The organism is Neisseria elongata subsp. elongata (genome assembly GCF_900113545.1).
In the GTDB taxonomy this organism is placed as follows: Bacteria; Pseudomonadota; Gammaproteobacteria; order Burkholderiales; family Neisseriaceae; genus Neisseria; species Neisseria elongata.
Genome location: NZ_FOPS01000009.1, coordinates 66,595 through 91,018 on the forward strand (window position 1 = coordinate 66,595; position 24,424 = coordinate 91,018).

General features: G+C 46.1%; 14 protein-coding genes and 5 pseudogenes. 11 read left to right on the forward strand and 8 right to left on the reverse strand.

All coding sequences use genetic code 11. The annotated features are described in order from the left end of the window. The first annotated feature begins 597 nt into the window (after positions 1–597). From BM261_RS09165 to BM261_RS09180, 4 genes and pseudogenes are all read left to right on the forward strand, one after another. Positions 598–4,188, forward strand: coding sequence for a DEAD/DEAH box helicase (locus BM261_RS09165; RefSeq protein WP_074897590.1), 3,591 nt, complete (start codon positions 598–600; stop codon positions 4,186–4,188). A 187-nt stretch (positions 4,189–4,375) separates the two neighbouring features. Continuing rightward, positions 4,376–5,028 (forward strand): annotated as a pseudogene (locus tag BM261_RS09170) (IS1595 family transposase). Between the two features lie 149 nt (positions 5,029–5,177). Then, positions 5,178–6,004 (forward strand): annotated as a pseudogene (locus tag BM261_RS09175) (integrase core domain-containing protein); the annotation flags it as partial. Positions 6,005–6,067: 63 nt separating this feature from the next. After that, on the forward strand, positions 6,068–6,268 hold the full coding sequence (locus tag BM261_RS09180; RefSeq protein ID WP_074897592.1) for a hypothetical protein: 201 nt from the start codon (positions 6,068–6,070) through the stop codon (positions 6,266–6,268). 516 nt (positions 6,269–6,784) lie between these two features. Here the strand turns inward: BM261_RS09180 and qatD are convergent. From qatD to BM261_RS09215, 6 genes and pseudogenes are all read right to left on the reverse strand, one after another. Next, positions 6,785–7,516, reverse strand: coding sequence for a Qat anti-phage system TatD family nuclease QatD (gene qatD, locus BM261_RS09190; RefSeq protein ID WP_070451913.1), 732 nt, complete (start codon positions 7,514–7,516; stop codon positions 6,785–6,787). Beyond that, the gene (gene qatC, locus BM261_RS09195) at positions 7,513–8,829 is read right to left on the reverse strand and encodes a Qat anti-phage system QueC-like protein QatC (protein ID WP_074897594.1); all 1,317 of its coding nucleotides are present in this window, start codon (positions 8,827–8,829) and stop codon (positions 7,513–7,515) included. The genes qatD and qatC overlap by 4 nt, the downstream gene beginning before the upstream one ends. Then, positions 8,829–9,569 (reverse strand): hypothetical protein, encoded by a 741-nt coding sequence (locus tag BM261_RS09200; protein WP_074897596.1) that lies wholly within the window; start codon positions 9,567–9,569, stop codon positions 8,829–8,831. Before BM261_RS09200 ends, qatC begins: the two co-directional genes overlap by 1 nt. A 3-nt stretch (positions 9,570–9,572) precedes the next feature. After that, positions 9,573–11,339, reverse strand: a complete 1,767-nt coding sequence (locus BM261_RS09205) for a KAP family P-loop NTPase fold protein (protein ID WP_074897598.1) — start codon at positions 11,337–11,339, stop codon at positions 9,573–9,575. 411 nt (positions 11,340–11,750) lie between these two features. After that, on the reverse strand, positions 11,751–12,404 hold the full coding sequence (locus BM261_RS09210) for an IS1595 family transposase (RefSeq protein WP_074897601.1): 654 nt from the start codon (positions 12,402–12,404) through the stop codon (positions 11,751–11,753). Between the two features lie 34 nt (positions 12,405–12,438). After that, positions 12,439–13,428 (reverse strand): annotated as a pseudogene (locus tag BM261_RS09215) (RHS repeat domain-containing protein); the annotation flags it as partial. A gap of 42 nt (positions 13,429–13,470) precedes the next feature. Here BM261_RS09215 and BM261_RS13085 point away from each other — a divergent pair. The 6 genes and pseudogenes from BM261_RS13085 to BM261_RS09250 form a co-directional block, all read left to right on the forward strand. Then, the gene (locus tag BM261_RS13085) at positions 13,471–13,923 is read left to right on the forward strand and encodes a hypothetical protein (RefSeq protein WP_420846392.1); all 453 of its coding nucleotides are present in this window, start codon (positions 13,471–13,473) and stop codon (positions 13,921–13,923) included. Between the two features lie 161 nt (positions 13,924–14,084). Then, entirely contained in the window at positions 14,085–14,339 is a 255-nt protein-coding gene (locus tag BM261_RS12500; RefSeq protein ID WP_143095766.1) for a hypothetical protein, read from the forward strand. Between the two features lie 12 nt (positions 14,340–14,351). Continuing rightward, a complete protein-coding gene (locus BM261_RS09230) occupies positions 14,352–14,675 on the forward strand; it encodes a hypothetical protein (RefSeq protein ID WP_074897605.1) in 324 nt (107 codons plus the stop codon). 411 nt (positions 14,676–15,086) lie between these two features. Continuing rightward, positions 15,087–17,216 (forward strand): annotated as a pseudogene (locus tag BM261_RS12690) (RHS repeat-associated core domain-containing protein); the annotation flags it as partial. 350 nt (positions 17,217–17,566) lie between these two features. Continuing rightward, positions 17,567–17,794, forward strand: a complete 228-nt coding sequence (locus tag BM261_RS12505; protein WP_143095767.1) for a hypothetical protein — start codon at positions 17,567–17,569, stop codon at positions 17,792–17,794. 254 nt (positions 17,795–18,048) lie between these two features. Then, positions 18,049–18,390: pseudogene (locus tag BM261_RS09250) on the forward strand (transposase); the annotation flags it as partial. A gap of 266 nt (positions 18,391–18,656) precedes the next feature. On the opposite strand, the gene BM261_RS09260 reads toward BM261_RS09250, so the two are convergent. Together BM261_RS09260 and BM261_RS09265 are read right to left on the reverse strand one after the other, a co-directional pair. Continuing rightward, a complete protein-coding gene (locus BM261_RS09260) occupies positions 18,657–19,193 on the reverse strand; it encodes an OmpA family protein (RefSeq protein ID WP_074897610.1) in 537 nt (178 codons plus the stop codon). A gap of 54 nt (positions 19,194–19,247) precedes the next feature. Then, positions 19,248–23,759 (reverse strand): autotransporter outer membrane beta-barrel domain-containing protein, encoded by a 4,512-nt coding sequence (locus tag BM261_RS09265; RefSeq protein ID WP_074897612.1) that lies wholly within the window; start codon positions 23,757–23,759, stop codon positions 19,248–19,250. Between the two features lie 372 nt (positions 23,760–24,131). On the opposite strand from BM261_RS09265, the gene BM261_RS09275 reads away from it, so the two are divergent. After that, the coding region (locus BM261_RS09275; RefSeq protein WP_143095768.1) for a transposase at positions 24,132–24,424 on the forward strand (293 nt) is incomplete at its 3' end.

Consider the following 24,424-nt stretch of genomic DNA (forward strand, 5'->3'; position numbering starts at 1 on the left):
TGCTGGAAATTAGCTATGGTGGAGGCGGGGGGAATTGAACCCACCTAGCCCGTAACCAGTAGTATGTGTATAGACAAACGCCCTTGATTTAGGGCGTTTTTTATCTGTTCATATACTACTGGCTGCGGTCATTTGTGCCACGATTTGTGCCAAACCCAACGAGGGTATTCCCAATCGATACTCAAATCGACCAATGCAAGAAAAAAACTCAAGAACTCGGTACCAGTGTGCTACAGATTTTCCGCGACAAACATATCAAAGGAGACCTTTGCAAAATTCCCCCAAATCCCCTAAATGTCTTGGTGGGAATTTAGGGGATTTGGGGGAATTTTGCAAAGGTCTCAGGTTATGTTCCAATATGCTTGGTATGCCGACAAACCCGCCTTATTCCTTTTTTGTTAATCCGCCATACAAGGGATTTTAATTGTGATTTACTATAAAATGATGCTTTCTTAAAGGAAGATATCCCTTCCAAATGTTTCAACACACAAGGCTGCACATAAGGAGCTGCCCTACCAGAAGGAGTTACGCCCCTCCCAAACAAACCCAAATCCTACCGCCCCGAAGGGCGGGGTTTCAACCATTAAGGAAATTTTGATGAATCCGCAAAACGAAACGGCCATTTTGTCTTTTTGGCACAAGCTGGAATTTTTCACGCCTTTCGATGCAAAAATCCAAGAGGGAAAAGATAAAACAAACAAAACCCTTACGCTTGACCAATTATCCAAACTTGCCGTCGGCGGACAAAAAAACCTATCCATTGCCCAACTGCTGAAATCCGAATATCCCAATCAATATCTCGTTTGCTCAAAAATTTATCTCAACTTGTTTGATTTTGGCTGTTTGAGCAAAAGTATTCAAAATCTGCTGCAAGAACAGTTGAGTGAAAATGAGCAATATACCCAAGAAGCCATGAGCGCCGATAAAGGCGAAACGTGTTATGCCAGATTACCAATCAACGACACAGGCGAGTTCGACCCCGCAAATATAGAAATCTCAACCGCGCCTTGGGCAGTGGGTTTTAGTATGGCGAAAGGTTTAGACAGTTTGAATTTTGAAGCGTTTGAAACGGATTGCGGCAAGCTGTTGGAGAAGCTGGACGAATTGTGCAAACAGCATTTGGCCGTGCAGAAAATTGAACAGCCCAAAGTAATACGGACCGTACTGTCTCCCGCCTTGCTGCTGGACATTGCAGGCCGCCTGAAAGAATGGGCATACGGTTACTGTCCCGAACCGATGCCCACAATCCGTATCATTTCCGAATGGCAGGAACAACCGAAAAAATCCTCCGATAAAACGCCAAAAGATCAAAAGCACGCCGAAAGAAACGGACAAAATCATAAAAGCGATGAAGACGTCGATAACTTGCCCGATGAAGAAATCGGCATTTTAAACAGTTTCTACGCGCAGGACATCCACAGTATCATCCGTCAAATCGATAAAGGTCAAAGCAGCGCGGCATTGTCGGCTTATCTCGGCACGAAACCCGACCGGCCCGCAACCGATTTGTACGGCACGGAAGGTAACAAAATCATTTGGCGGCATTTACGCCCCAAATATTGGAACAGGGGGCGCTGGTTAAGTGAGCCGCAGCACGGTTTAAGCCTGATGCAGCAGTTTGCGGTAAATACATTCTTTCTGGAAGGCGAACAGCCGGTTTTTTCGGTAAACGGCCCGCCAGGAACAGGGAAAACCACTTTGTTGCGCGATATTTTTGCCGAAAACATCGTACGCCGGGCCACACGGCTGGCCGAATTGGCAACGGCGAAAGATGCTTTTTCGGGTACTGAAAAAGTAAACGACTCAACCGTTTCCCGCCTCAAGCCCGAATTGGTGGGATTTGAAATGATTGTGGCATCATCCAACAATGCCGCAGTAGAGAATATTTCCCGCGATTTGCCGAAGAAGTCATCACTGTGTGCAACCTATTGTACAGGCAGCCATCCAAGCTATGTTTATTTGGACAAAATTGCGCGCAACCTGTTTGCCAAAAATAAGCAGAAATACGATGCCCTGACGCCTGATGACGATACTTGGGGATTGTTTTCTTGCGCCTTAGGCAAAAAAGGTAATCGGGAGAAGGTACGGCAGGGATTGTTTTTCGTCCCCCAAAATCATGACGAATGCAAAGGATACGATAAAGCGCTGCACCAAAGCATTTGGGAATGGCGCAGCGGTTATCAAGGTATTTCGTTTGCCCAAGCACAAGAAAACTTCAAACGGCAACTCGATATTGTCGAGCAGAAATTGAATGATTTGGACGGCTATTTTATTCTGCACGAAGAGACCGTCTTAAATCCCGAAACAAACCAAGCCGCATTGCAACAACAGTACGGCACATGTGCCAAGTCCGTTCAAACCGAAAAGGAAAAACTGAATGACGCCCGGCAGACACGGATAGAAACCCAAACGGCCGAACTGCAAGGCATTCCGGTTCATTCGGACTTTATCCTGGCCGTATCCGATGCGCAAAGCAGGCTGCAAGCCGCAACCCAAAAGGTAAGCATGCCTTTAACGGATGAAGACGGCGAACAGCGCGCCTATTGGCAGAATCAAATCGAATCGCTGAAACACAGTTATCCCGGCTTCTTCATGCGCCTGTTTAAGCGCAAACAGTGCAGGGAGCTTCGGGAACACCTGGCGTATTGTTACGAACAATTGTCGCAACTGCATTTGGCCGCCGATAAACGCAAAAAATCAGCCAGGCAGGAATATGAACATTGCACACAGGCGGTGCAGGCTGCCCAAGCGGCGCTGTTGCAAGAACAAAAACGGGTGTACCAAAAAGAAATAACCGCTGCCGAAAACGCCGAAAAAGCGGCAGAAGGACGTTTGAAAGCGGTACAGCGGCAATTGGAACAATTAGGCATACGGCTGGCACAGCGGCAAGAGAAATGGAATGCCTATCGGCAATACCAAAACCGGTTTGCACATATCAGGCTGCCTGAAAAATACGATGAACTGCAAAACGATGACTTTCAAATCGCGGGTTTGTGGCAGGACAACGAATTAAACGACGCCCGCAGCCGTTTATTCGGCTGCGCCTTGCAGTTGCACGAAGCATGGCTGGCGGAAGTCGCCATTAAAGGTGGCGGGTTTGGCAGCAACCTGTTCTTAATCAGCGAATTCCTGAAAGGCAGTGCCGGATTGAACAAAGAACAAACGCTGTTGGTTTGGCAGAGCCTGTTTATGGTGATTCCCGTGGTATCCAGCACTTTTGCATCGTTTGCACGGCAGTTCCGCGATGTGGGCGCAGGCTGCTTGGGCTATTTGTTTATAGATGAAGCCGGTCAGGCGGTTCCGCAGGCGGCAGCGGGCGCAATCTGGCGTGCCAAACGCGTCATGGCGGTAGGCGACCCCATCCAAATCGAACCGGTCTTTACCACACCGCCGCCATTGGTTCGTACCCTGGAAAGGATTGCCGCCCTGCCCGACTGTGCCAATGTGTCGCCGACCGAGGTTTCGGTACAGATATTGGCAGACAGGTGCAATGCCTTTGGCGCATCCGTTTTGCGCAAAGGAGAATCGGATGCCACATGGATAGGTAGCCCCTTGCGCGTCCACCGCCGCTGTGCCGACCCCATGTTCGGCATCGCCAATCAAATTGCTTACGACAACAAAATGGTTTTCGGCAATACCGATCCTGCCAAACGCCTGCCGCCCAAACAGGATTTTTATTTGGGAAGCAGCAGCTGGGTTCAGATAGCCGGTGAAGCGGCATCGCGGCAATTTGTTCAGGAACAGGCTGATTTGGTGATACGGATGTTGGCCGAAATCGCGTGGCATTCAGGCGGCCTTCCCGATTTATACATCATCACGCCCTTCAAGCATATTAAAACCGAATTGTGCAGGCAGATTGCCGGCAATGCCGCACTAAAAACCATAAAAGGCCTGCAACAATGGTGCAGGATGCGCATCGGCACGGTACATACTTTTCAAGGTAAAGAAGAAAAAATGGTTTGGCTGGTTTTAGGCTGCGATGCAAAAACAGACGGTGCGGCACAATGGGCGGCAGGAAAACCGAATCTGCTAAATGTGGCGCTTACCCGTGCCAAGCATTATGTATTTGTGATTGGCGATAAAGACCTTTGGGCGGGCAAAAAATATTTTGATGTTGCTGCAAAAAATCTGCCGCAAATCGATGCGCGGGAATTTTATTCGCGGGCGGAACAGCTCTCAGACGGCTAGGCTCCGTATAACGAAATCTCAGCAAAATTTCCTTAATGATTGAATGCGGGATAGGCGGGGCCGCCTGTTTATCTATCTTAATCAATTGATATTAAATGTTTCAACGCACAGGGCTGCACATAAGGCGCGGCCCTGTGAAATAAAAAAAGAGGCTGACGTAGATTAGCAGCTAATCTAGGCTACGGAAATGCGGATAACCAATTGTAAATTAAGCAAGAGAGTTCAAAAGAAACTGCTTGAATTTTTTGTGCTCCAAGTTACCGCCCGTTCCGCTGCCGATATTTTGGGCACTCAGCCCAACTCCGCTATTCTGTTCTACCGTAAAACCCATATGGTTATCAGCCATCATTTGGCACTGGCTGCCGATGAGGTTTTCAAGGGCTCTGTCGAGTTGGACGAAAGCTATTTCGGCGGACGGCGTAAAGGCAAACGCGGTCGGGTGCGGCAGGAAAAGTGGTTGTCTTCGGCATCTTGAAACGCAATGGACGGGTCTATACCTTGGTCGTAGACAATGCCAAATCTGATACTTTGATGCCTGTTATCAAAAAGAAAATCATGCCGGACAATATTGTTTATATCGACAGCCTGAGCAACTATGACAGGCTGGACGTGAGCGGTTTCATCCATTACCGCATCAACCATTCCAAGGAATTTGCAGACCGTCAAAACCACATTAACGGCATTAAGAATTTTTGGAATCAGGCAAAACGCGTCTTACGAAAATACAACGGAATCGATCGCAAATCTTTCCCGCTGTTCTTGAAAGAATGCGAATTTCGATTTAACTTCAGCACACCGTCCCGGCAGCTAAAAACCCTGCGGGATTGGTGTAGAATTTAGGGCTAATCTAGTACAGCCTCAAAAGAAAACCGCCCGCCGCTGGTGGAACGGGTGGGATTAAGGCCGAAGGCCGTCTGAACAGTATGCCATTGGCTGCTTATATGTAGAAATCCCTAGCGTTGTTTACAGTATTTCAGGAGAATACTGACATGAACATGCACAAAAACACCCGCCTCACCCCGCACCACCGCCAAGCCATTTGGCTGGCCTACACGCAGGGGAAGGAAAGCGTCACCTCCCTGGCACGCCGCTACCAAGTCAGCCGCGTCACCATTTACCGCGCCCTTAAAGCCGCAAGGGGCAGGCTGCTCAAACCCCAAACCGGCACCAACAACCGTTTCAAACAGGCAAAGTACGGAATGAAACGTCCGGCCAAGGTAGAACGCAGCATTCAGGAAAAACTCAAAAGGCAGGCCAAACGCTACAACAAGTCCTATCCCGGCGAAATGGTGCACGTCGATACCAAACGGCTGCCGCTGCTCAAAGGGCAGAAAGCCACCGATAAGCGGGATTACCTGTTTGTCGCCATTGATGATTTCTCAAGAGAACTGTACGCCGCCATCCTGCCGGACAAAACCGCAGACAGTGCGGCCAAGTTCCTAACGGAACAAGTCATCGAACCCTGCCCCTATTTGATCGAGTGCGTGTATTCGGACAACGGCAGCGAATATAAAGGCGGGGCAAGTCATGCTTTCGGCACTGCCTGTTATTAAAACGGCATCAATCAAAAGTTTACCCGTCCTGCCCGTCCGCAGACCAACGGCAAAGCCGAGAGGGTTATTCGGACGATTATGGAAATGTGGCACGAAAAGCAGAGTTTTGACAGTCCGGAACACCGGCAAAAGGAGCTGTGCCGATTTGTGAACTTTTATAACACCGTGAAGCCGCACGGCAGCTTGGACGGTAATACGCCGTTCTAGGTCTTGCAGGCTTATTTTTCTCAACCTGTGGTGTAAACAACGCGACGATTTCCTACACCTACGAATGGGACGGCATCCGCCACGGCCTATACCACCTCTACGGCCATCTGCACGACCGCATGGCCGCCGTCAAAGGACGCGCCCTCAATGTCGGCTGGGATATGCACGGCCGTTTCCTGACCGCACAAGATATTGACAGCTTCCTGCGCGACCTCCCTGCCATGCAGTATTTCGACGACAAGCAAAATGTTATCGTTGGCAACAGCACGGAAGATGCGGCTGCAAAAGTTCGGGCGAGATTGGCAGCATTGAACCAATGAGCTTTTATTTTAGAAATGAATTTTCAGGTAGCCTAGAACTGTCCAGACTACCTGAAAATAGCCAGTATAACAAAAGGACGGGTTTTCAATCCGTCCTTTCCGCATCAGCAATACCGCCAAGTGTCCCGCATAAAATGAATGATCTCGTTTAACGGCACAGGCGAAAGCGTAAACTGCTTGCCCCCTTCCTGCTGCTCCACTTCCAAAATCAACATACAGCCTTCCGACAACTTGCTCTGTCCGTCAAATTCCAATTCCCGGACCTTGACCGACCGGGTGATGCCGTTGTCTGCCAAGTTTTGCTGGTATGCCTCTCCCTGATATTCATTAAAAATGGGAGAGAAGGTCAGTTAATCCATTACATCTTCCGCAATCTTAATAGAACCAAAATCGCGTTAGCTATCGCCAGATTTGTCATGTGTAATCAATAATCAGGAGTGCGTTTGTTTTTTAGGCTGTCATGTTGCCGCCGCTCAAACCTCAACCCGCCTTTTTTATTCATAAGAAATAAGAGGGTTATATATGTTTCGAAACTAAGCTAATCAGATTTTGTCTCAATATATTCTCAGCTTCTGAAATACTCATCCCCCAAATATCTGCCAATATTGCAATGGCAATATTGGCATTCCAGGGTAGTAAAGCTTGTGTTTTGAAATTCCCCAAAGGTCCATCAGTTTCAACCAATATTTTTTCTATTGGCATGAGTTGAACCAATTCATAACCCTTTTTACTACTTAACATTGCAGGTCCTACAGAAAAATAGCAGCCTATTTCAACCGCTCGTTTTAGCTGTTGTTTTGTGCCTGAAAACCAATGAAGGATTGGTAAATTACCATTTACTTGAATTAATTCATCTAGTACAGTATTTGCACTCATTCTAGAATGTATGCTCAATATTTTTCCTCCAGATTTTGCTGAGCTTCTTAAAATATGGCGAAAAACCTTTAATTGGGTTTCCCAATGTGTTTTAAACTCTTTTCCGCCATCCAGCCCAATTTCACCCACATAGCGAGTTTGGTTTAATAATGCATCAAACAAGTCCAACTCCTGCCAACGTTCGTGAGCCAGTTGCGGATGCAATCCCAAGGCGGTACGAATACGAGGACAATCTTTTGCTAATGAACTTGTTCCATACCACGCTTTGGGTGTGGTTGTAACAGATAAAACATAAATATTTTCATCTTTACATCGTTTTGCAACGTATTGTGGATTAGTATATAAATCCAAATGGCAATGCATATCCATCATAATATTTGGTTCACTATTAAAAGTTGCTCCACTTCATCCAGTCCGCTCCTAAAAACATTTGCAAACTGATTTAGTTGTTGAGTGGGTAGTGGACCACTTTGTGAAACCCATTGATTGATGTTGCGATGACTTTTTTGACGAATAGCACTTATTAAAGCAAATAAATCATCTCTTCTGTCCTGATTTGTTAAAATTTGCCGAATATCATTAAATTCATATTGGGCATCATTGGTAATACCAGCATAATGCAATGACGCTCTACGAATCAGGCATGGAACACAAACCCCGCATTGTTGATTTTTGCGTTTCCAATGGCTACACGAAACAGTATCAGGGATAATTTGCTGTAATAATGGTAAATTTTCGCATTCTGCTATCATTTGCCCTTTGGTTTTAAACTGATAAGGATTTCTTAAAGTGAAAGGAATATTGACCGCAGTGAACAATCTTTGTATTTCTTGGATAAAATAAGGGTGGGTGGTACGGGTACTTAAAGTACCTACTCTGCGTACTGTTAAAGGTGCATTGATTGAAATTACTCCATTTTCAGGTACAAAAACATCAATTTCTTCTTGCACAAATTCCTGTAATGCATAAGCTGATATAATTGCAAATGCTAAGAAATTCAAACTTCTGGTTCGCATTGTGATTTCAGTAGCCCTACCATTATTTAAATGGGGCTGTGCAATCGCATTAAATTGAGAAAATTGATTGATATAACCATTTTGGTTAAGTTGCTGAATAATGGCTTGCTGACGTGATTTATCACCTTTATAGGAATGACTAACCAAAACAGGTGAATGCCCCTGTTCCAATAAATCAATTGCTCCAATCGATGAATCCAAACCACCTGAAAATAAACAAACACAGTCTTTATTTCTTAAATCTACTAACTTGGTTCTACCATTTTGTGAATAGGGTTGTGGAGGATTCTGTCCGTTTTCTTGAAAATCAAATTGCCAAATATCACCACTTAAAAAGTGTAAAATGTGTTCTAAATGAACTTTGTTTGCTTGCCAAATAGCTGGCTGGCACAATGGTAAAGTAATAGAAAAGGAACGGCACCAGCCATTTGCGGTATCTTTTCGCAAAACAAAAGTATCTGCCGCCGTTACTGCCATAGCAATGGTTAGAAAATCCATTACTTGGTTATTAAGTCTAATGCCTAATCTTCTCACCCTATCTAAAACCATATTACCGATATGGGCAATTTGTAGATTTTTATTACCCATTCCATACAAATGAACAGGTATTGTTCCATTTTGTAGGTTATTTAATTGATTGATGTCGTGGTGAAAAAACAATTGAGTCATCAATACTTCTCCCACTCTTCCCAAATTTCCAAAATAGCTTGATTTTGAATGTCTTGCATTTGTTCAATTGTTAACTGACAAACATCATCCGTAAATTTAGGGGCAAGATTAATATCTACTACTTCACGAATGAGTTGCCGTAAATCATTTTCTGCTCTGGCAATTTGCACAGGATCATCGCCTTTCTTCCAAGCCTTGCCAGCATCGTGTGCAATTTGCAGAAAAATACTTTCGGTTAAATAACAAACCATCATTCTACCAATGACTTCAGTGGTAATGCTATTTTCATCAAAAGTTGTCATTCCTTCCAATGCTTCTGATAAAGCAATATTCATTGCAGAACGAATTTTGTCTGAATCACCGTGATGACCAGCCAAAAGTTCGATAATTTGGTTGATAACTTGCTCACAAGGCTGACCATTTAAACTATGTAAATTAACCGAATATTGTTGCTGCCGGCCGCCTGAAAAAATACCAAATAAATCCGAACCTGCTTGGGTAATTTTCCCCAATTTTTGGACGGCTGTATGCTTACTACCACTGGCTTTTCGTGCATAATGACCAAGTGCTTTACGTACATCACCACGTCCACCGCCTCGTACAGCCCTACCGATTGCTTGACGCAATCCCCTTAATCTCTGTGGGTCTGGTGTTTGAGTCGTTGCTTGGTTGTCATCAACCCAAGCCGGTAACAAAGGTGAACGACCATTTGGCCCCACGCTAGATTGTGAAGTACCCATTGCTTACTCCTGATACCAAGTTTCTCTTTTTAATCTTGTATTAAACCACGGCTGATTAACACCTTTATTTCTCAATTCAGCAATAAAGCGAGTTAAAATTTTTGCACCGTCTTCTGAATTTGCCGCTAGCAAACAAGCCCCTATAAAACCATCTGGGCTTTCATCCCAATTATCCAGTTTTCTTAATTGTTCAATCAATGCTTCCATAACGGAGATTTGTTCATCAATTGTTAATCCCTGAATAGCGGTTTGAGTATTTTGTGAGCCTGTTTTTGATTTAGTTACAAGTAAAATACTTAAAACATCTTGGGCTTTTTGAGAAAGTTGAGCAGTGTAAGTATTTAGCAGAATGGTTTCTCTAGATAAATAAATCGCAGCCCGCAAATCAACATTAGATAATTTGGGCTCTAATTTTACCCATTCTGTGATAAATGTTTGAATGGATTTATTTTCAGAGAGCTTTGATAGATTCTGCTCATTGTTATTTTCCAGTTCTTTTAATAATTCAGGTTTACCTTCTCCTTCATTAACAAGCTGATAAAATTTTGTTACTACATCAGAATCCACGCATCGCTCAAAAATAACTAGTTTGGTAATAATTGCTTCATCTAACGGCATTTGACGCTTGTCTGCGATTTTGGTACGCATCTTAATGGTATTTAAAATGCGTTTTACAATTCTGGGATTACCGTAAACATTAGGTGAATTTGCTAATAAGGGAGCTATTCTGTTTGCTCGTTCAAAATCTGACAAGAGAACTTTATTATGTTGCTCTTCAATAGTTTTGGTCACATCTTCTGGATTTAAAGATTGACTTTTCCAAGATTGTTGCAAATGAGTTTCTAAAAATTGGCGTAAGCTTGCTAATTTTGCGGTTGGTATTTTTTGATGAATGGCGTACAGCATATATAAATATGCACGAATTTCAAGCACACCTGCTTTGGGTACACGAATAGGAATCTGAATGAGCTTATCCAAATAATCAATTTGATGACGATACGACAAATCTTTGTAATGTTCGGCAACTGAATGGCGAATCATCTCCTCGTCAGCTGCGATAATGAATGCCGTCCGATTTAAAAACAAAAATAAACGAATCGCCTCCAATGTCTGAATAGCATTAGCAGGCAGACAACGGTCCAGATTATCAATTATAATAACCAGCTTTTTACCTAAATCCTGCAATATTTCGCCATATTCTTTTCTAAACTCATCGATTTGTTGTGGTGGTGTTTGTTTCTCTTTTGGCTTGATAAGATTTTTCCCTGAATCAACAAGATTTTTCCCTACTTCTACAATTTGCTTACTTTCTGTTTCATTTTGAACACCATCCAATGATTCTTTTGCTGTTTCAAATGTTTTGGAAATTAAGCCAAAAGTTGGCACTCCTGCAGCCAACGCAGCTCCTTCGGCCATTAAACCAAGCAAACGCAAACCATTAATTCTTACAAATAAGTTTTTGGATTTTTGCAAGATGGTTTCTTCATCTTTGGCGGCCTGAATCAAATGGCTTGCAATAGTTTCCAAAAGCGCCGCTCTGGCATCATCAAATCCCTGATAGAGCCAAGCATCAAATTTAATTATAATCCACTCATCAGGTTTGATTTGTTGCTCAATTAAATTTAATAGAGAAGATTTACCTGCACCCCAATTACCAAAAACACCTATTGAAACGGGAAGCATAGCTTCAGTTTCTAAGATTTCAGTAACAATTTGGGATACTTCACCAAAATTGAGATAGTCTTCTTTAGATTCAGTATCTGACCACATTTAATTACCCTCATTTATAAAATATAATTTTTTACGTTTTACATATTTTTAACAAATATTTAAATATTTTTATAATGATAAATATATGGAAAGTATCAAGATTGGTAGATGAGTTATCGAAATTAAAAGATAGTAAGAAAAGGGATGGAAGTGGAATAAAACAGATAAACAGATTAAACTACTATAATCAATAAGCGTAAAAAAACAGTATACTCAAATTTAGCAATGCCTCTTATCTTACTAGAGTTAAACGTGATAATTTCTACTATAACCTACCAGCTTTTCCTTCTTTCAATGATTTTATGGATAAACATTGTCAACTTGGTATCTCATAGCAAGCATATTGTGTAAAAATAAAAACTGAAATCTAATCTTTTCATACTTTATTTTTAGGGCTGACGTAGATTAGCCCTAAATTCCACACCACTCCCGCAGGATTTTTAGCTGCTGAGACGGTGTGCCGAAGTTAAACCGAAATTCGCATTCTTTCAAGAACAGCGGGAAGGATTTGTGATCGATTCCGTTGTATTTTCGCAAGACGCGTTTTACCCGATTCCAAAAATTCTCAATGCCGTTAATGTGGTTCTGACGGTCTGCAAATTCCTTGGAATGGTTGATGCGGTGATGGGTAAAACCACTCACGTCCAACTTGTCGTAGCTGCTCAGACTATCGGTATAAACAATACTGTCCGGCATGATTTTCTTTTTGATGACAGGGAGTAACGTTTCAGACTTAGCATTATCTACGACAACGGTATAGACCCGTCCGTTGCGTTTCAGAATGCCAAAGACAACCACTTTTCCTGCCGCGCCGTGACCACGTCTGCCTTTACGCCGTCCGCCAAAATAGCTTTCGTCCAACTCGACAGGGCCCTCAAAAACCTCATCGGCAACCAAGGCCAGATAATGGCTGATAACCATACGAATTTTGCGGTAGAACAGAATAGCGGAGTTGGGCTGAATGCCCAAAATATCGGCAGCGGAACAGGCGGTAACTTGGAGTACAAAAAATTCAAGTAGTTTCTTTTGAACTCTCTTGCTTAATTTACAATTGGTTATCTGCATTTTCGTAGCCTAGCATAACTGCCAATCTACGTCAGCCCCTTAATTTAATCGGATCCTGATTCACAAACCGCCCCGCCTCAGGCTCGTAATACCGCATCAGGTTGTAGTGCAGCCCGGTCTCTTCATCGTAATACTGGTTTTGCAATCTGAACGGCTGATGCGCATCCTTATAAACCCGCCCGTCCTTTTTCAGACGGCCCCAGGCGGTGTATTCGCCGTACCATAAGAGATTGCCGTGGATGTCGGTCATCTCGCGCGGTATGCCGATTTGGTCGTTGTGGAAATAGGCGAGGTATTGTTTGCCGTCTTTGGCGTTGTCAAAGACTTGCGCCAGCGGTTCGTAGCTGCCTTTGTAGGTGTACTCCTGCAATAGGCGGCTGCCGTCCCAGACGAAGTGGGTGCGTTTCGGGTCGGTGCTCGTCTAGGCGAGTTTGTCTTGGCGTTCTTTAGAGAGGCGTCGTCCGAACGGGTCGTAGGCGTATGTCCAGATCTCGGTATTGCCTGCTGGCTTTTTGATTTCGGCGCGGACGAGCTGGTTTTCTAGGTCGTATTGGTAATACTGGTTTTCGCCATTAGGCAGCTGGCGGTAGATCAGGTTGCCCTGTGCGTCGTAGGTGTATTCGATGCCGTTGTATTCTTTGAGGCGGTTGCCGCTGATAAGGTTGGGGTTGGCAGGCGATTTCAGACGACCTTGAGTTTGGGGGCCGTCTGAAATCGGGGCGGTCGTTTTGCCCTCTCCCACGGGAGAGGGAGTAGATGTCGGGATGTCGAGGATGTTGTGGGCGGGGTCAAAGGCGAAGGTTTCGCTGCGGCCGGTTTGGCTGTTTCGGGCTTCCTGAATGCGTCCGATTTTGTCGTAAACGTAATGGAGGACGCCGCTTCTTTGGTCGGCGCTTTGAATCAGGTTGCCGGCTTTGTCGTAGGCATAGCGGCGGTTGACGGCGCCGCCGGCTAACGGGTTTTGTTTGCCGCGGGGTGTTTGCGTGCCGCTCCAAACGGTACGCTGGCTTTTCAGACGACCCATGGGGTCGTAGTCGTACAGGCTGCTGATGCTGCCCTGTATCCTTTGGATTTCGCGGTGCAGTTTGTCGCGTTCGATGTCGGTTATGACTTCGCCGTCGAGGCTGATTTGGTGCAGGTGGCCGCTGCCGTAGTAGAGGTAATCGATATGGCGGCCGTCGGGCAGGATGGTGCGGATGCGGTTGCCCAGCGGGTCGTATCGGTAGCCTACGGTGGCGCTTTGGCCGTTGTGGACGGTGGTTTCGCCGATGAGGCGGTCGAGTTCGTCGTAGGCGAGTTCGACGCTGCTGTGTCGGTTGCGGGCTTTGGTCAGGTTGCCGGTAACGGGGTCGTAGTCGAAACGGGTGCGGCTGATGCCTTCGTCTTTGCTTTGTCCGTTGCGGCCGGAGACTTTGCGGCTTTGTTTTTCGATCAGTTGGCCGAGGATGTTGCGTTTGAACCGGTGGATGTGCCACGTTTCGGGACGGTCTTTCAGACGGCCTTTAGTCTGGAAGAGTAGCGATAAGTCTCTTATCTAAAGTAGGAAAGATAGGATATAAAGCTGCTAAACAATGTGTTGGAAAATGCAAAAACTTAGGTAAACCTAAATCCCCTGATAAACTCTTAAAAAATGGTAAAGTAGATCATAAGGATATTCAGGCATGGGCTAAGAAACAAAATTTGCAAAATCAATGGAAATCAGACCCTCAAAAATTCCCTAAAGGTGGATTTAAATATAATGATGGTACTTATTCCGTTCATGGGCATGGTGCAAATCCCGCAGCACAGGTGAAATTTCCCACATCCAATGCTGCTCAAGGACCAACCGTCAGAATTACAGGACCCAAAGGATCATTGAGAACTGATGGTACATGGGGACCATTTAAATCTGACCCTAATGGAGCTCATATACCTTTAAAAAATTCACCATACTAACTAGGAAGTCATATGAATTCTATTTTCAAACTAAATGAGAAATTAGAAAACTTACCTTCTATTTTAAGTATTGAAGATGAGTTATTTTTTATTAAAAGATTACAAAAGTTACCTATTGATGAAATTATAAAAAATAAAGAAATATTTAAAAGAATTATCTCAACTATCCAAGACTCCCATCAAGACAATGGGATATTTGAAATAACGGATGAGAACATCAATATTTTCTTTGAATTTGTTATCTGGATTAGAAATTTAAAAAAACTATATAACCTTGATTTTGAAAAATATATAGATGGGTTAGATACAAATTTTGATGGTTCTCAACAAATTTGATCCTCAAATGAAAAAACTATACAGCAAGCCGTAACCCGCACATAGGGTTCATTCCTCAAGGCACACACGCGGTCTCTTGTTCAAATGACTTATCAGTTCGTCTGAAAAAACTTTTCAGACGAACTGAGCAAGCAGTAGCTCGCATGAAACCTCCAATCCCGACGTAGGGTGTGTGCGGTACGCATGCACGCGGTTTCTATTTTTCAGACGACCTCAATCCTTTTTCGAGGCCGTCTGAAAACCCATACCGACGGCGAAGGCCATACCACTTCCTACGAATACGGCCAGGACGGTCTGCCGACCCGACGCACCAATGCCCTGGGCCACACCTTCGGCTACCACTACGACAAAGCCCGCCGCCTGGTCGGCCTCACCAATGAAAACGGTGCGCGCTACCGCTTTGCCTACGACGTCCTCGACCGTCTGATTGCCGAAAGCGGTTTCGACCATAAGCTGACCGGCTACCGCTATAACGCCGGCAACGAGCTGGTCGAGCAGCGCGAATTCGGCGACGACGCCTCCCTCGCCGCCAAACTGATGGCGCAGCTGGGCGGACAGCCCGTCCCCAAAAAAGACGCCGCCCCGCTTTCAGACGACCTCGACAGCCAAACCCCGCTGCGGATGACCGAGTTCAAACGCGATATATTGGGACGCCTAATCCACACCCTCGCCCGCGATAACGACAAGGTTCAGGAAACCGTTTACGGCTACGACCCGGACGGCAATCTCGTCCGCGCCGCCAACCGCCACAGCATCACCTGCTTTGACTACAACGAAAACGGCCAACTCATCGCCCGGCACCAATGGAAGGTGCCAAGCAAAGAAGAAAACGCCCGAAACGGCTTACCCGACACCGACTGGCGCGATGCGCAGTACGACATGCTGTACCTGCCCGTTACCGAAACCGTCCGCTACCACTACGACTTCAACGGCAACCGTACCGCCACCATCCTGCCCGACGGCAGACAGATCAACTACCTGTATTACGGCAGCGGACACCTGCACCAAATCAGCCTCGACGACGAAGTCATCTCCGACATCGAACGCGATCAGCTGCACCGCAAAATCTTCCGCACACAGGGTAAGCTCGCCAGCCGCTACGAACTCGATCCTTTAGGCTGTCTGAAAAGGCAAATCGCCACCCTCAACGATCTGACGGAAGGCGGCAAAGGCAAAACCAAAGTCGCGGCGGGTTATGGTCAAACCGCCGTCAAACGCAGCTACGGCTACGACCGCACCGGCAACCTGACCCACAGCACCGACCAGCGGACGGGAACGACGCATTTCGAGTACGACAAACTGGGCAGGATTACCCAAGCGGGCAACGAACGGTTCGCCTTCGATCCCGCGCACAATATCCTTTCAGACGACCTCAATGCCGTCCCCGACAACCGCCTGAAAACCTACAACGGCACGACCTATTACTACGACGACCTCGGCAACCTCATCCACTGCGAACTGGCCGACGGCGAAGTGCAGAACTATTTCTACGACCTGCACGACCAACTGGTTAAAGCGGAAATCTTCAAAAAAGACGGCACGAAAGAAACTTGGTCCTACAGCTACGACGCCTTAGGCAGAAGGATAAGCAAAGGCCGTCTGAAAGACGGAGAAGTTTCAGGTAGCCTCGAAGAGGAAACCCGCTTCGTTTGGGACGGCAGCCATTTGCTGCAGGAAGTCCACCCGGACGGCAGATATACTTATATCTACACTGACCCGGATTCCTACGAACCGCTGGCACAGGTACACAACCGGACAAACGGAGAAGGTGAAAGCCGACAACAAATCCACTACTTCCACTGCGACCAAATCGGCATCCCGCGTGAGATGACTGATAAGGACGGCAACCTCTTATGGTTCGGCAACTACACCGGCTGGGGTCGTCTGAAAGAGGAAACCAAGGTAACGGGAACGGCGCACCAACCCTTCCGCCTACAAAACCAGTATGCCGACCATGAAACGGGACTGCACTATAACTTCTTCAGGTATTACGAGCCGGATGCGGGTCGGTTTATCAACCAGGACCCGATTGGGTTGTGGGGCGGCTTTAACGTTTATCAGTTTGCGCCGAATGTTCAAGGTTGGCTTGACATATTAGGATTAAAAAATAAATTTGCATTTGACCATCCTGATTGTATTACTAGACGTAAAAAGATTAGCAATATAGAAAATGATATTATTAAAAGAAATCAAGAAATCAAAGCTAATCCTGGAAATTTACCATATAAGCACAAATCTGGTATGAAGCCTAGAGATTCAGTTGAAGGACATATTCAACTAGTTGAACAACTTAAAGAAACTTTGAAAAAACATAAACAATGGTTAAATGATAATTGCGATGATTTACCTCCACCATCCCCTGGTAGATGTACCTCACCTTCTTCAGTACCTAATACTCAAACCCAAGAAAATTTGAAAACTGTGGGGAAAGCGGCGGGAACCGCCGCTGCAATCTACATAGGGTATAAAATTGTAAGAGCTGTTGCTATATCATTTGTTGCCACCCCCGTAGCAGGAGCTGGTAGTTTAGCATTGCCATAATTTTAAAATATAAAGTCTATGAAAATGAACTATAAAATAATTAATGCAATGAGCAATCTAGAAATAATTAAATATTTATACTCATTAGAAAATAAAAAGGATTTACAAGATGCTTTGGAATATATTTCTCTAAACTTAGATAGCACAATATTTCAACCTACTATTGATAACGACACATTCTTTTTTATATATCACCTCCTCAGTAATAAAAAATAATCCAAAATAGGGGGCTTTGGGAATTTATTATTACCCTAGAAAGTTCAGATCTTGACTTTTCCCAAATAACTAAAGCTAAAAGGTTTAAATTAATAAATAAAATTACTTCAGCGTCTGAGCTTTATGAAAGTTCAGTGGCTTGCGAAATAGGAAGATTTATTATTCGATATTTATTAATTAATAAACCTGAAAGACTAAAATATATCTTAGATATTAAAAAAGAGTTAGATAAAAAAATAGCCAAGTGTAATTATTTGGATATGTTATATTTTATGCTTTTAGACTATCAAGACAATTCTGAAATTAATCAAAGCGAAAAAGAAAATATTACTAAACTATTAAAAAAAATTAGTAAATCATAGTTTTTCTTACAAACATTGTTCCCTTTTTAAAACTAAGTTGCTCCGCATCATTAGATATAACGATAGCAAGCCGCAATTTGCATGAAACCTCCACAACATAGGATGTTGCGGTTTCTGCTTTTCAGACGACCTCACTCCTTTTTCGAGGTCGTCTGAAATATCTCTTCCATAACAATCCAAGCCAAAACCACCTACGAATACGGCCAAGACGGTCTGCCGACCCGACGCACCAATGCCCTGGGCCACACCTTCGGCTATTGGAAGGTTTGCCCAAAGGTACGACCGTCTATGCCGACAAAGGCTACGACAGTGCGGAAAACCGGCAACATCCGAAAGAACATCGGCTGCCGGACGGCATTATGCGCAAAGCCCACCTCAACCGTCCGCTGACGGAAGCGCAAACCAAACGTAACCGATATTTGTCGAAGACCCGTTATGTGGTCGAACAAAGCTTCGGTACGCTGCACCGTAAATTCCGCTACGCCCGGGCAGCCTATTTCGGGCTGATTAAAGTGAGCGCGCAAAGCCATCTGAAGGCGATGTGTTTGAACCTGTTGAAAGCGGAAAACAGGCTAAGTGTGCCTGTTGCCGCCTAAAAGGCGGCCCGGATGCCTGATTATCAGGTATCCGGGGAGGATTAAGGGGAGATTTGGGTAAAATCAGGCGCAATTAGGTGCGGAAACAGCCGAAAACCTGTGTTTGGGTTTCGGCTGTCGGAGGAAAGGCTTTTTTGCAAAGGTCTCAGATGAGGTGTTTTTGCATGATGTGATGAAGTGTGTTGAGTGAGTTGCAGGCTGCTTTTAAATTCCAATAAAAATCCCTTGGCTCAAGCAAAAGCAAGCCAAGGGATTTGAGCGCGCGCTTATTGCGCAACAGGGGCTGTGCCAGTGATTTCCACCACCACTCGGCGGTCAGGTTGCAGGCAGGCTTTCAAAGCCGCTGTTGCACGGGTGCCGTGGCAGTTGGTGGTAACCGGTTGCGTTTCACCGGCGCTGCGGGTGCTGATAGGGTCTTGCACGCCTTTTTCCTGCAAGTAGGCTTTCACCGTTTCTGCGCGTTTCAAGCCCAAGTTGTAGTTGTATTGCTCGCTGCCCAAGCGGTCGGTATGGCCCACCAAGGCAATGCTGTCGATGTGCGCTTGGCGGCTGACCAGACGGGCGGCCAGTTCGTCCAATGTTGCGCGGCCTTGCGGCAGCAGGTCTTTCACAGACGAGCGGTTAAATTGGAACAAGGCATCGGCGGCCAGATTGATACGCTCAACTTGAGGTGCTGGTGCAGGCGCCACCATAACGGGAGCCGCAGGTTCTTCAGGCGCACACCATTTGTGAATGTAATCTTTGGCCAATGCGGGAGTGCTTAAGCAAGCTGCCAGGGCAGCAAATAAAAATGTTTTTTTCATTGATGGTTTCCTTTGGGCAGGCTGCCTTAAATAAGGCAGCCTGCACGGTGGGGGTTATTTCCAAGTGTATTTGAAGCCGACTGTGCCACGGTAACCGTCGCGTTTTGCACCACCCAGGTTACGTTCGTAGCGCGCATCGCCGTACAGGTAGGCATTCTTGCTCAGCGGCAGTTGTGCGCCCAAGCCCAGCTCGCCCCACGTAGTGTTGCGTTTCTCGCTGACAGAGTCCGCACCGATGTGGATGTTGCGCGGTTTGATGAAATCATTCCACACGTTGGCAACGGCATAGAACGTGTTGGTGCGCAGGTTGCTGTTTGGCGCATTGTAGGCCAAACGTGCACCCAAGCGACCGCGCAGACCGTGTTGGCCGTTTTGTTCTACTTGGCGGATACCGTCGTTGAAGTTTTTCAGGCCCACATATTGGTACATCAACTGAGCTTGCGGCTCAATCATCCAGTCGCCCTCGTTTTCGGCACGTTCGCCCAAGGCAAACGGACGACCAACTTCGGCAGACAGGCCTGCACCCCAACCGTTTTGTTTCACGGAAACGGAATCACGGGCTTTATAGTTGTTGCGCAGCCAGCTTACTTGGCCAACCAAATCCAGATAGCTGCCGTTTTGTGCGTAGTAAGTGTTGCTCACGCCCAAAGATACGGCATCGGTTTTGCCTTCGCCGGTGAATTTATCGTCCACCACAACGCCGCCGACAGCACGGTAGCGGTCGAAGAAGTCGGTTGTCGCATGGGTATATGCCGCAAACACGCCGGTCAGGTTATGACCGCCTTTATCGTTACGGCGGATGGCAAAGTCATGGCCGATTTGTACGCCGCCCATTTTGGTTTCAAAGTTGAAACGCTCTTTACCTTCGCTGTTCAGACCGCGACCCAGCAGGCGCACCCAAGTTTGACCTTTGGCCTGGTCGCCGCAGGTTGCACACTCATCCCAAGCCATGATTTGGTTTTCGCCACGGCGTTCGTGCAATGTAGCAGACAACGTGTTATAGCCAATTTCTTGGTTTACTTGCGGCATCAGCGTATATGCTGATACACCGGGTGCGAAAATATAGTGTCCTGGAGCCGGAGCAGGTGCTGGTGCTGGAGTAGCGTACAACGTCCATGCATAAACATTCTTACCGCCCGCGGTGCTCTTCAATACCAATTGTGCTTGACCGGCATTGGTGGTGTCGGCAGTACCTGTAAAGACAGCGTTGCCATCCGGTTGGCCAACTTGCTGACCTGCGGCATTGGCTGCAGGCTGCTCTACGGTTACCACATCAGAAGAGAACTGCTGTGCAGTGGTTTTCGTGATGTTGCCGATAATGCCGTTTGGCGTGCTGACAATAGTTTTACCGCTGGCCGCACCTTTAATAATCAGGTGGTCGGAGTCTTTATCCGCATCGCTGTTCCACAGGGTATTGACAACCAATTTACCGTTGTTGCCGGTGTAGTCGCCGTTTACGGTGATGGTTTTGTAGTTGCCCACAGCAGCGGTAGTCGGTGTAGCAAAGGCTACGGTGCCGGCATTATCCAGGCTGGTTACGGTGGAATTGCCGGTATTGTTCCAAGTGGTGCCGTTAGCCAGCTCCACGGAAGAAGTACCTGCTGCCAGCGACATAACACCATTCAACACCGCGCCATTAGTGGCAACGAGTGAGTTGGTGCCGGCAACTGAGTTAAATACATTGGTAGTACCGGTTACCGTGCCGCCATTAACGTTGATAGTGTTGTTGCCGGCATTGGCTCGCAAAGCATCACCATTGGCTTTCACCGTTGCGTTGTTCAGGTTGGCTGTACCGCTATTCAGCGTTTGTACGGCAACGCTGTTGGCACCCTTCAGATCAAGGTTTCCTGAATAGTCCACTGTACCGCTGTTTTGTGCAGTGTATCCGGTTACACCAGCTGCGTTGGTAGTGGTGTTCAGCTCAGAAACCAGTTTGGTTTTATTATTAGGTGAACTACCGGCAACTGCTTGGTTATTCAAACCGTGGTTTTTACCATCTACCACACCAATAGTTGCATTGGTGGCAGTGTCCGCAACATTAGCCGTACCTTTCAGACTAGCTGTTGCACCACCGGATACCAAGGCCACCTTAGAGCCGCTGCCGGTCAGGTTATAAGTACCATTATTCACATTAACAGCAGAAGCTTTACCTGCTTCATCAGCACCATCACTAGCCAAAATCACGGCTTCTTTGCCGGATGCAGTAACGGTGAGATCAGTTGCATTGACGGTACCACCGGCATCTGCACGGAACATAGTGGAGTTCTCGGTAGTGATGTCTGTACTGTTGGTCAAAGCAGCAACATTAGCAACCGCATTACCGCCATTGATATGGTAGGCAATTTGGTTTTTCGCATTGGTGGAGTTGTCGAATACGGCTTTCATGCCAGCATTGACGGTCATTGTTGAATTACCGCGTGCGTGTGCGCCGATAACGTTGTCACCTTTCAAGGTCAATGTGCCGTCTGCAACCACATCGGCTTTGCCAGTACCTTGGCCATCAGCATAAATACCGTAATTGCGGGTTACCAGGTTGGCAGATGCCTCTTCTACCGTAATTTTGCTGGTGGCGGTATTAGTGATTTTTGCCGTGCGTCCTGCCTCGGCCACCACGTTTTCGCCGACTGCATTAGTGCCAATTACGTTGATGGTGCCAGCATTGGTAATTTGAGCTGCACCGGAGTTTTGTGCTTGGATACCAACATTTTGTTTTGGTTGTGCACCGCCAACACCGCTTGCCTTACCCTCGATATTGATGACACTGTCTGTGCCCAAGTTAACCACGGTTGACGCATCACTGTTGCTGGCTACGCGGATAGCGGTAGCGCCTTGAGTTTGCTCTCCGAGGGTAATCTTACCGTTATGATTAACAACGGCACTGCTGCCATTAACCAAAATACCTACTTGGTCGGTAGCATTGCCGATCAGCTTAGTCGGTGCGTTTTTGTCGTATTGTGCTGCGCGGCCGATAAAGATTTGGCTATCTTTTTCACTATTAAATGTACCGCCTTGTTCTACACGGACGCCGGTAATACCGCTGTTTGGCGAACTGTTTACGGCCACATTGATAATACCGCCGGCTTTATTGGTTGCCGTGGCATTGTTATTTACGCGAAGTGCGTAGTTGTTATGCGAATAGCCCTCATAGGTATAGCCGGCAAGGTTGATGATGCCATTATTTTCGAAGTTGCCGCTATTGGTTGCATTAATCGTGGTAGACAAAGAGTAGTAGTCATTTTTATTTGTCTGCCTGGCTTGGGTTGTGTCGTAATTATCAGACGCAAAGAAACCACCGGAAATTATACCGTTGTTGATTGCTGTACTACCTGCATCACGTACGGTCAGACTGTTGAAACGGCCAGACAGTTGCGCACCTTCCTCAATCACTGCTTTACCACCGTTTTCTGCCAGCATGCCGCCACCGTTACTTGACTCTAAACCAGGGCTTACGTCAATTTGCCCACCATTTTTGATGGTAGCAGTGGAACCCGCACCAGTTGCGGCCAACACCCAGCGCTCACCGATAGGGCGAGTGGAGTCCGGATGGATGGTAATAGGATTATTTTGTCGGAAAGTCTTCGATTCGGTAGCAGCAGCTTCATTGAAATAGCGATCATATGCAGCCTGTTGTGTTTCACCGGCATTAGCAAAACCAGGCGTACCAATCGCAGGAATCAAGACGTTATTATTGTAGTTAACCAAATCCTGTACGGTATTCAATACATGATTTGTTCCATTAAAGGTGACGGTTTTCGGTTTAAATAAAACTTGACCAATCGCCATCTCTTGAGAAGCTACACGAGTTTCTTCAAAATAAATGCGATTTTTAGATACCCAATCTGCCGACCCGCCGTCTTCGGCCTGTACCAAACGGGAGTTCTTTAAAGCAATTAGTGTTTTTACAGTGTTCTGAGTAGTAGTCTCATCTGCCATAGTAGCAGCCGGATCACCTAAGCTGGTAATAATTTTGCTGCCATTACCATTGGCGGTGCCCAAGCGCATATCAACGTATATATCATTGCCCGTTGATACAGTACTTTGAACATCTGCTGCAGATATAGATTTAACGTTGTTATAAACGTTTACGGTTTGGTTACTATTGGTTGCTGGGTCTGTTACATTGACCGTGCGGCCTTTTTGGTTGGCAAGCAGGCGCTCGCGCTGATTCAGTTCCGCAAGAATGGCGGGCTCTGTAAACAGTTCGCTTAATTTTCCACTTCTGATAGAGCGGTCATTATTATTACCGGTAATGTTGTTGATATCGGGTGATGTTAAGGTAACAGTATCACCACCAGTTACCAAAGCCTGGCCGACTTTATTGTCGTTTGCGGCTGCAGTGTAAACACCCATGTCGCAGCTTCCACCGCTGGCGACTGTACTGCCGTCGCCGCAAGTAGAGGCTTGCGCCGGCATGGAGGCCAAACTTGCGCCCATAATGGCGGCAGATACCAGCAGTTTGCCGGTGCTCGTGCGTGAAGATTTTTTGCGGCCGCGTTTATCCAGTTCGGAACACACCACCCAGGTGCCGTGCTCTTCCGAGTATACAACGTTATAAATTTTATTCATCGATATTGCTCCAAGTTATGATATGTGTCGAAACGGTAAAAATTTGCAAGAAGTTTTGGCAACTTTCAAATCTTCTGCAAAATAAAATAACTGAAAATTCTATCATGTTATTGGCGATTTTTAAAAAGAATATTGTCGAATTTCGATAAAAACTATGGGGCTGTCCTAGTTATCTAGGACAGCCCCAAAACTATTCATGCTGATTTGGATTTTTTATGAAAAGTCAGAAAAAAATAGTTGGTGAATGTTGCGTTGATGAGATTTTGGCAGGGGAGAATTTTCAAAAAAAAGCATTATTTGCACAATAAGAGACCTTTGCAAAATCCCCCCCAAATCCCCTAAATTCCCACCAAGACATTTAGGGGATTTCTCATGAGCACCTTCTTCCAACAAACCGCACAAGCCATGATTGCCAAACACATCGACCGCTTCCCACTATTGAAGTTGGATCAGGTGATTGATTGGCAACCGATCGAGCAATACCTGAATCGTCAAAGAACCCGTTACCTTAGAGACCACCGCGGCCGTCCCGCCTATTCCCTGTTGTCTATGTTCAAAGCCGTCCTGCTCGGCCAATGGCACAGCCTCTCCGATCCCGAACTCGAACACAGCCTCATCACCCGCATCGATTTCAACCTGTTTTGCCGTTTCGACGAGTTGAGCAT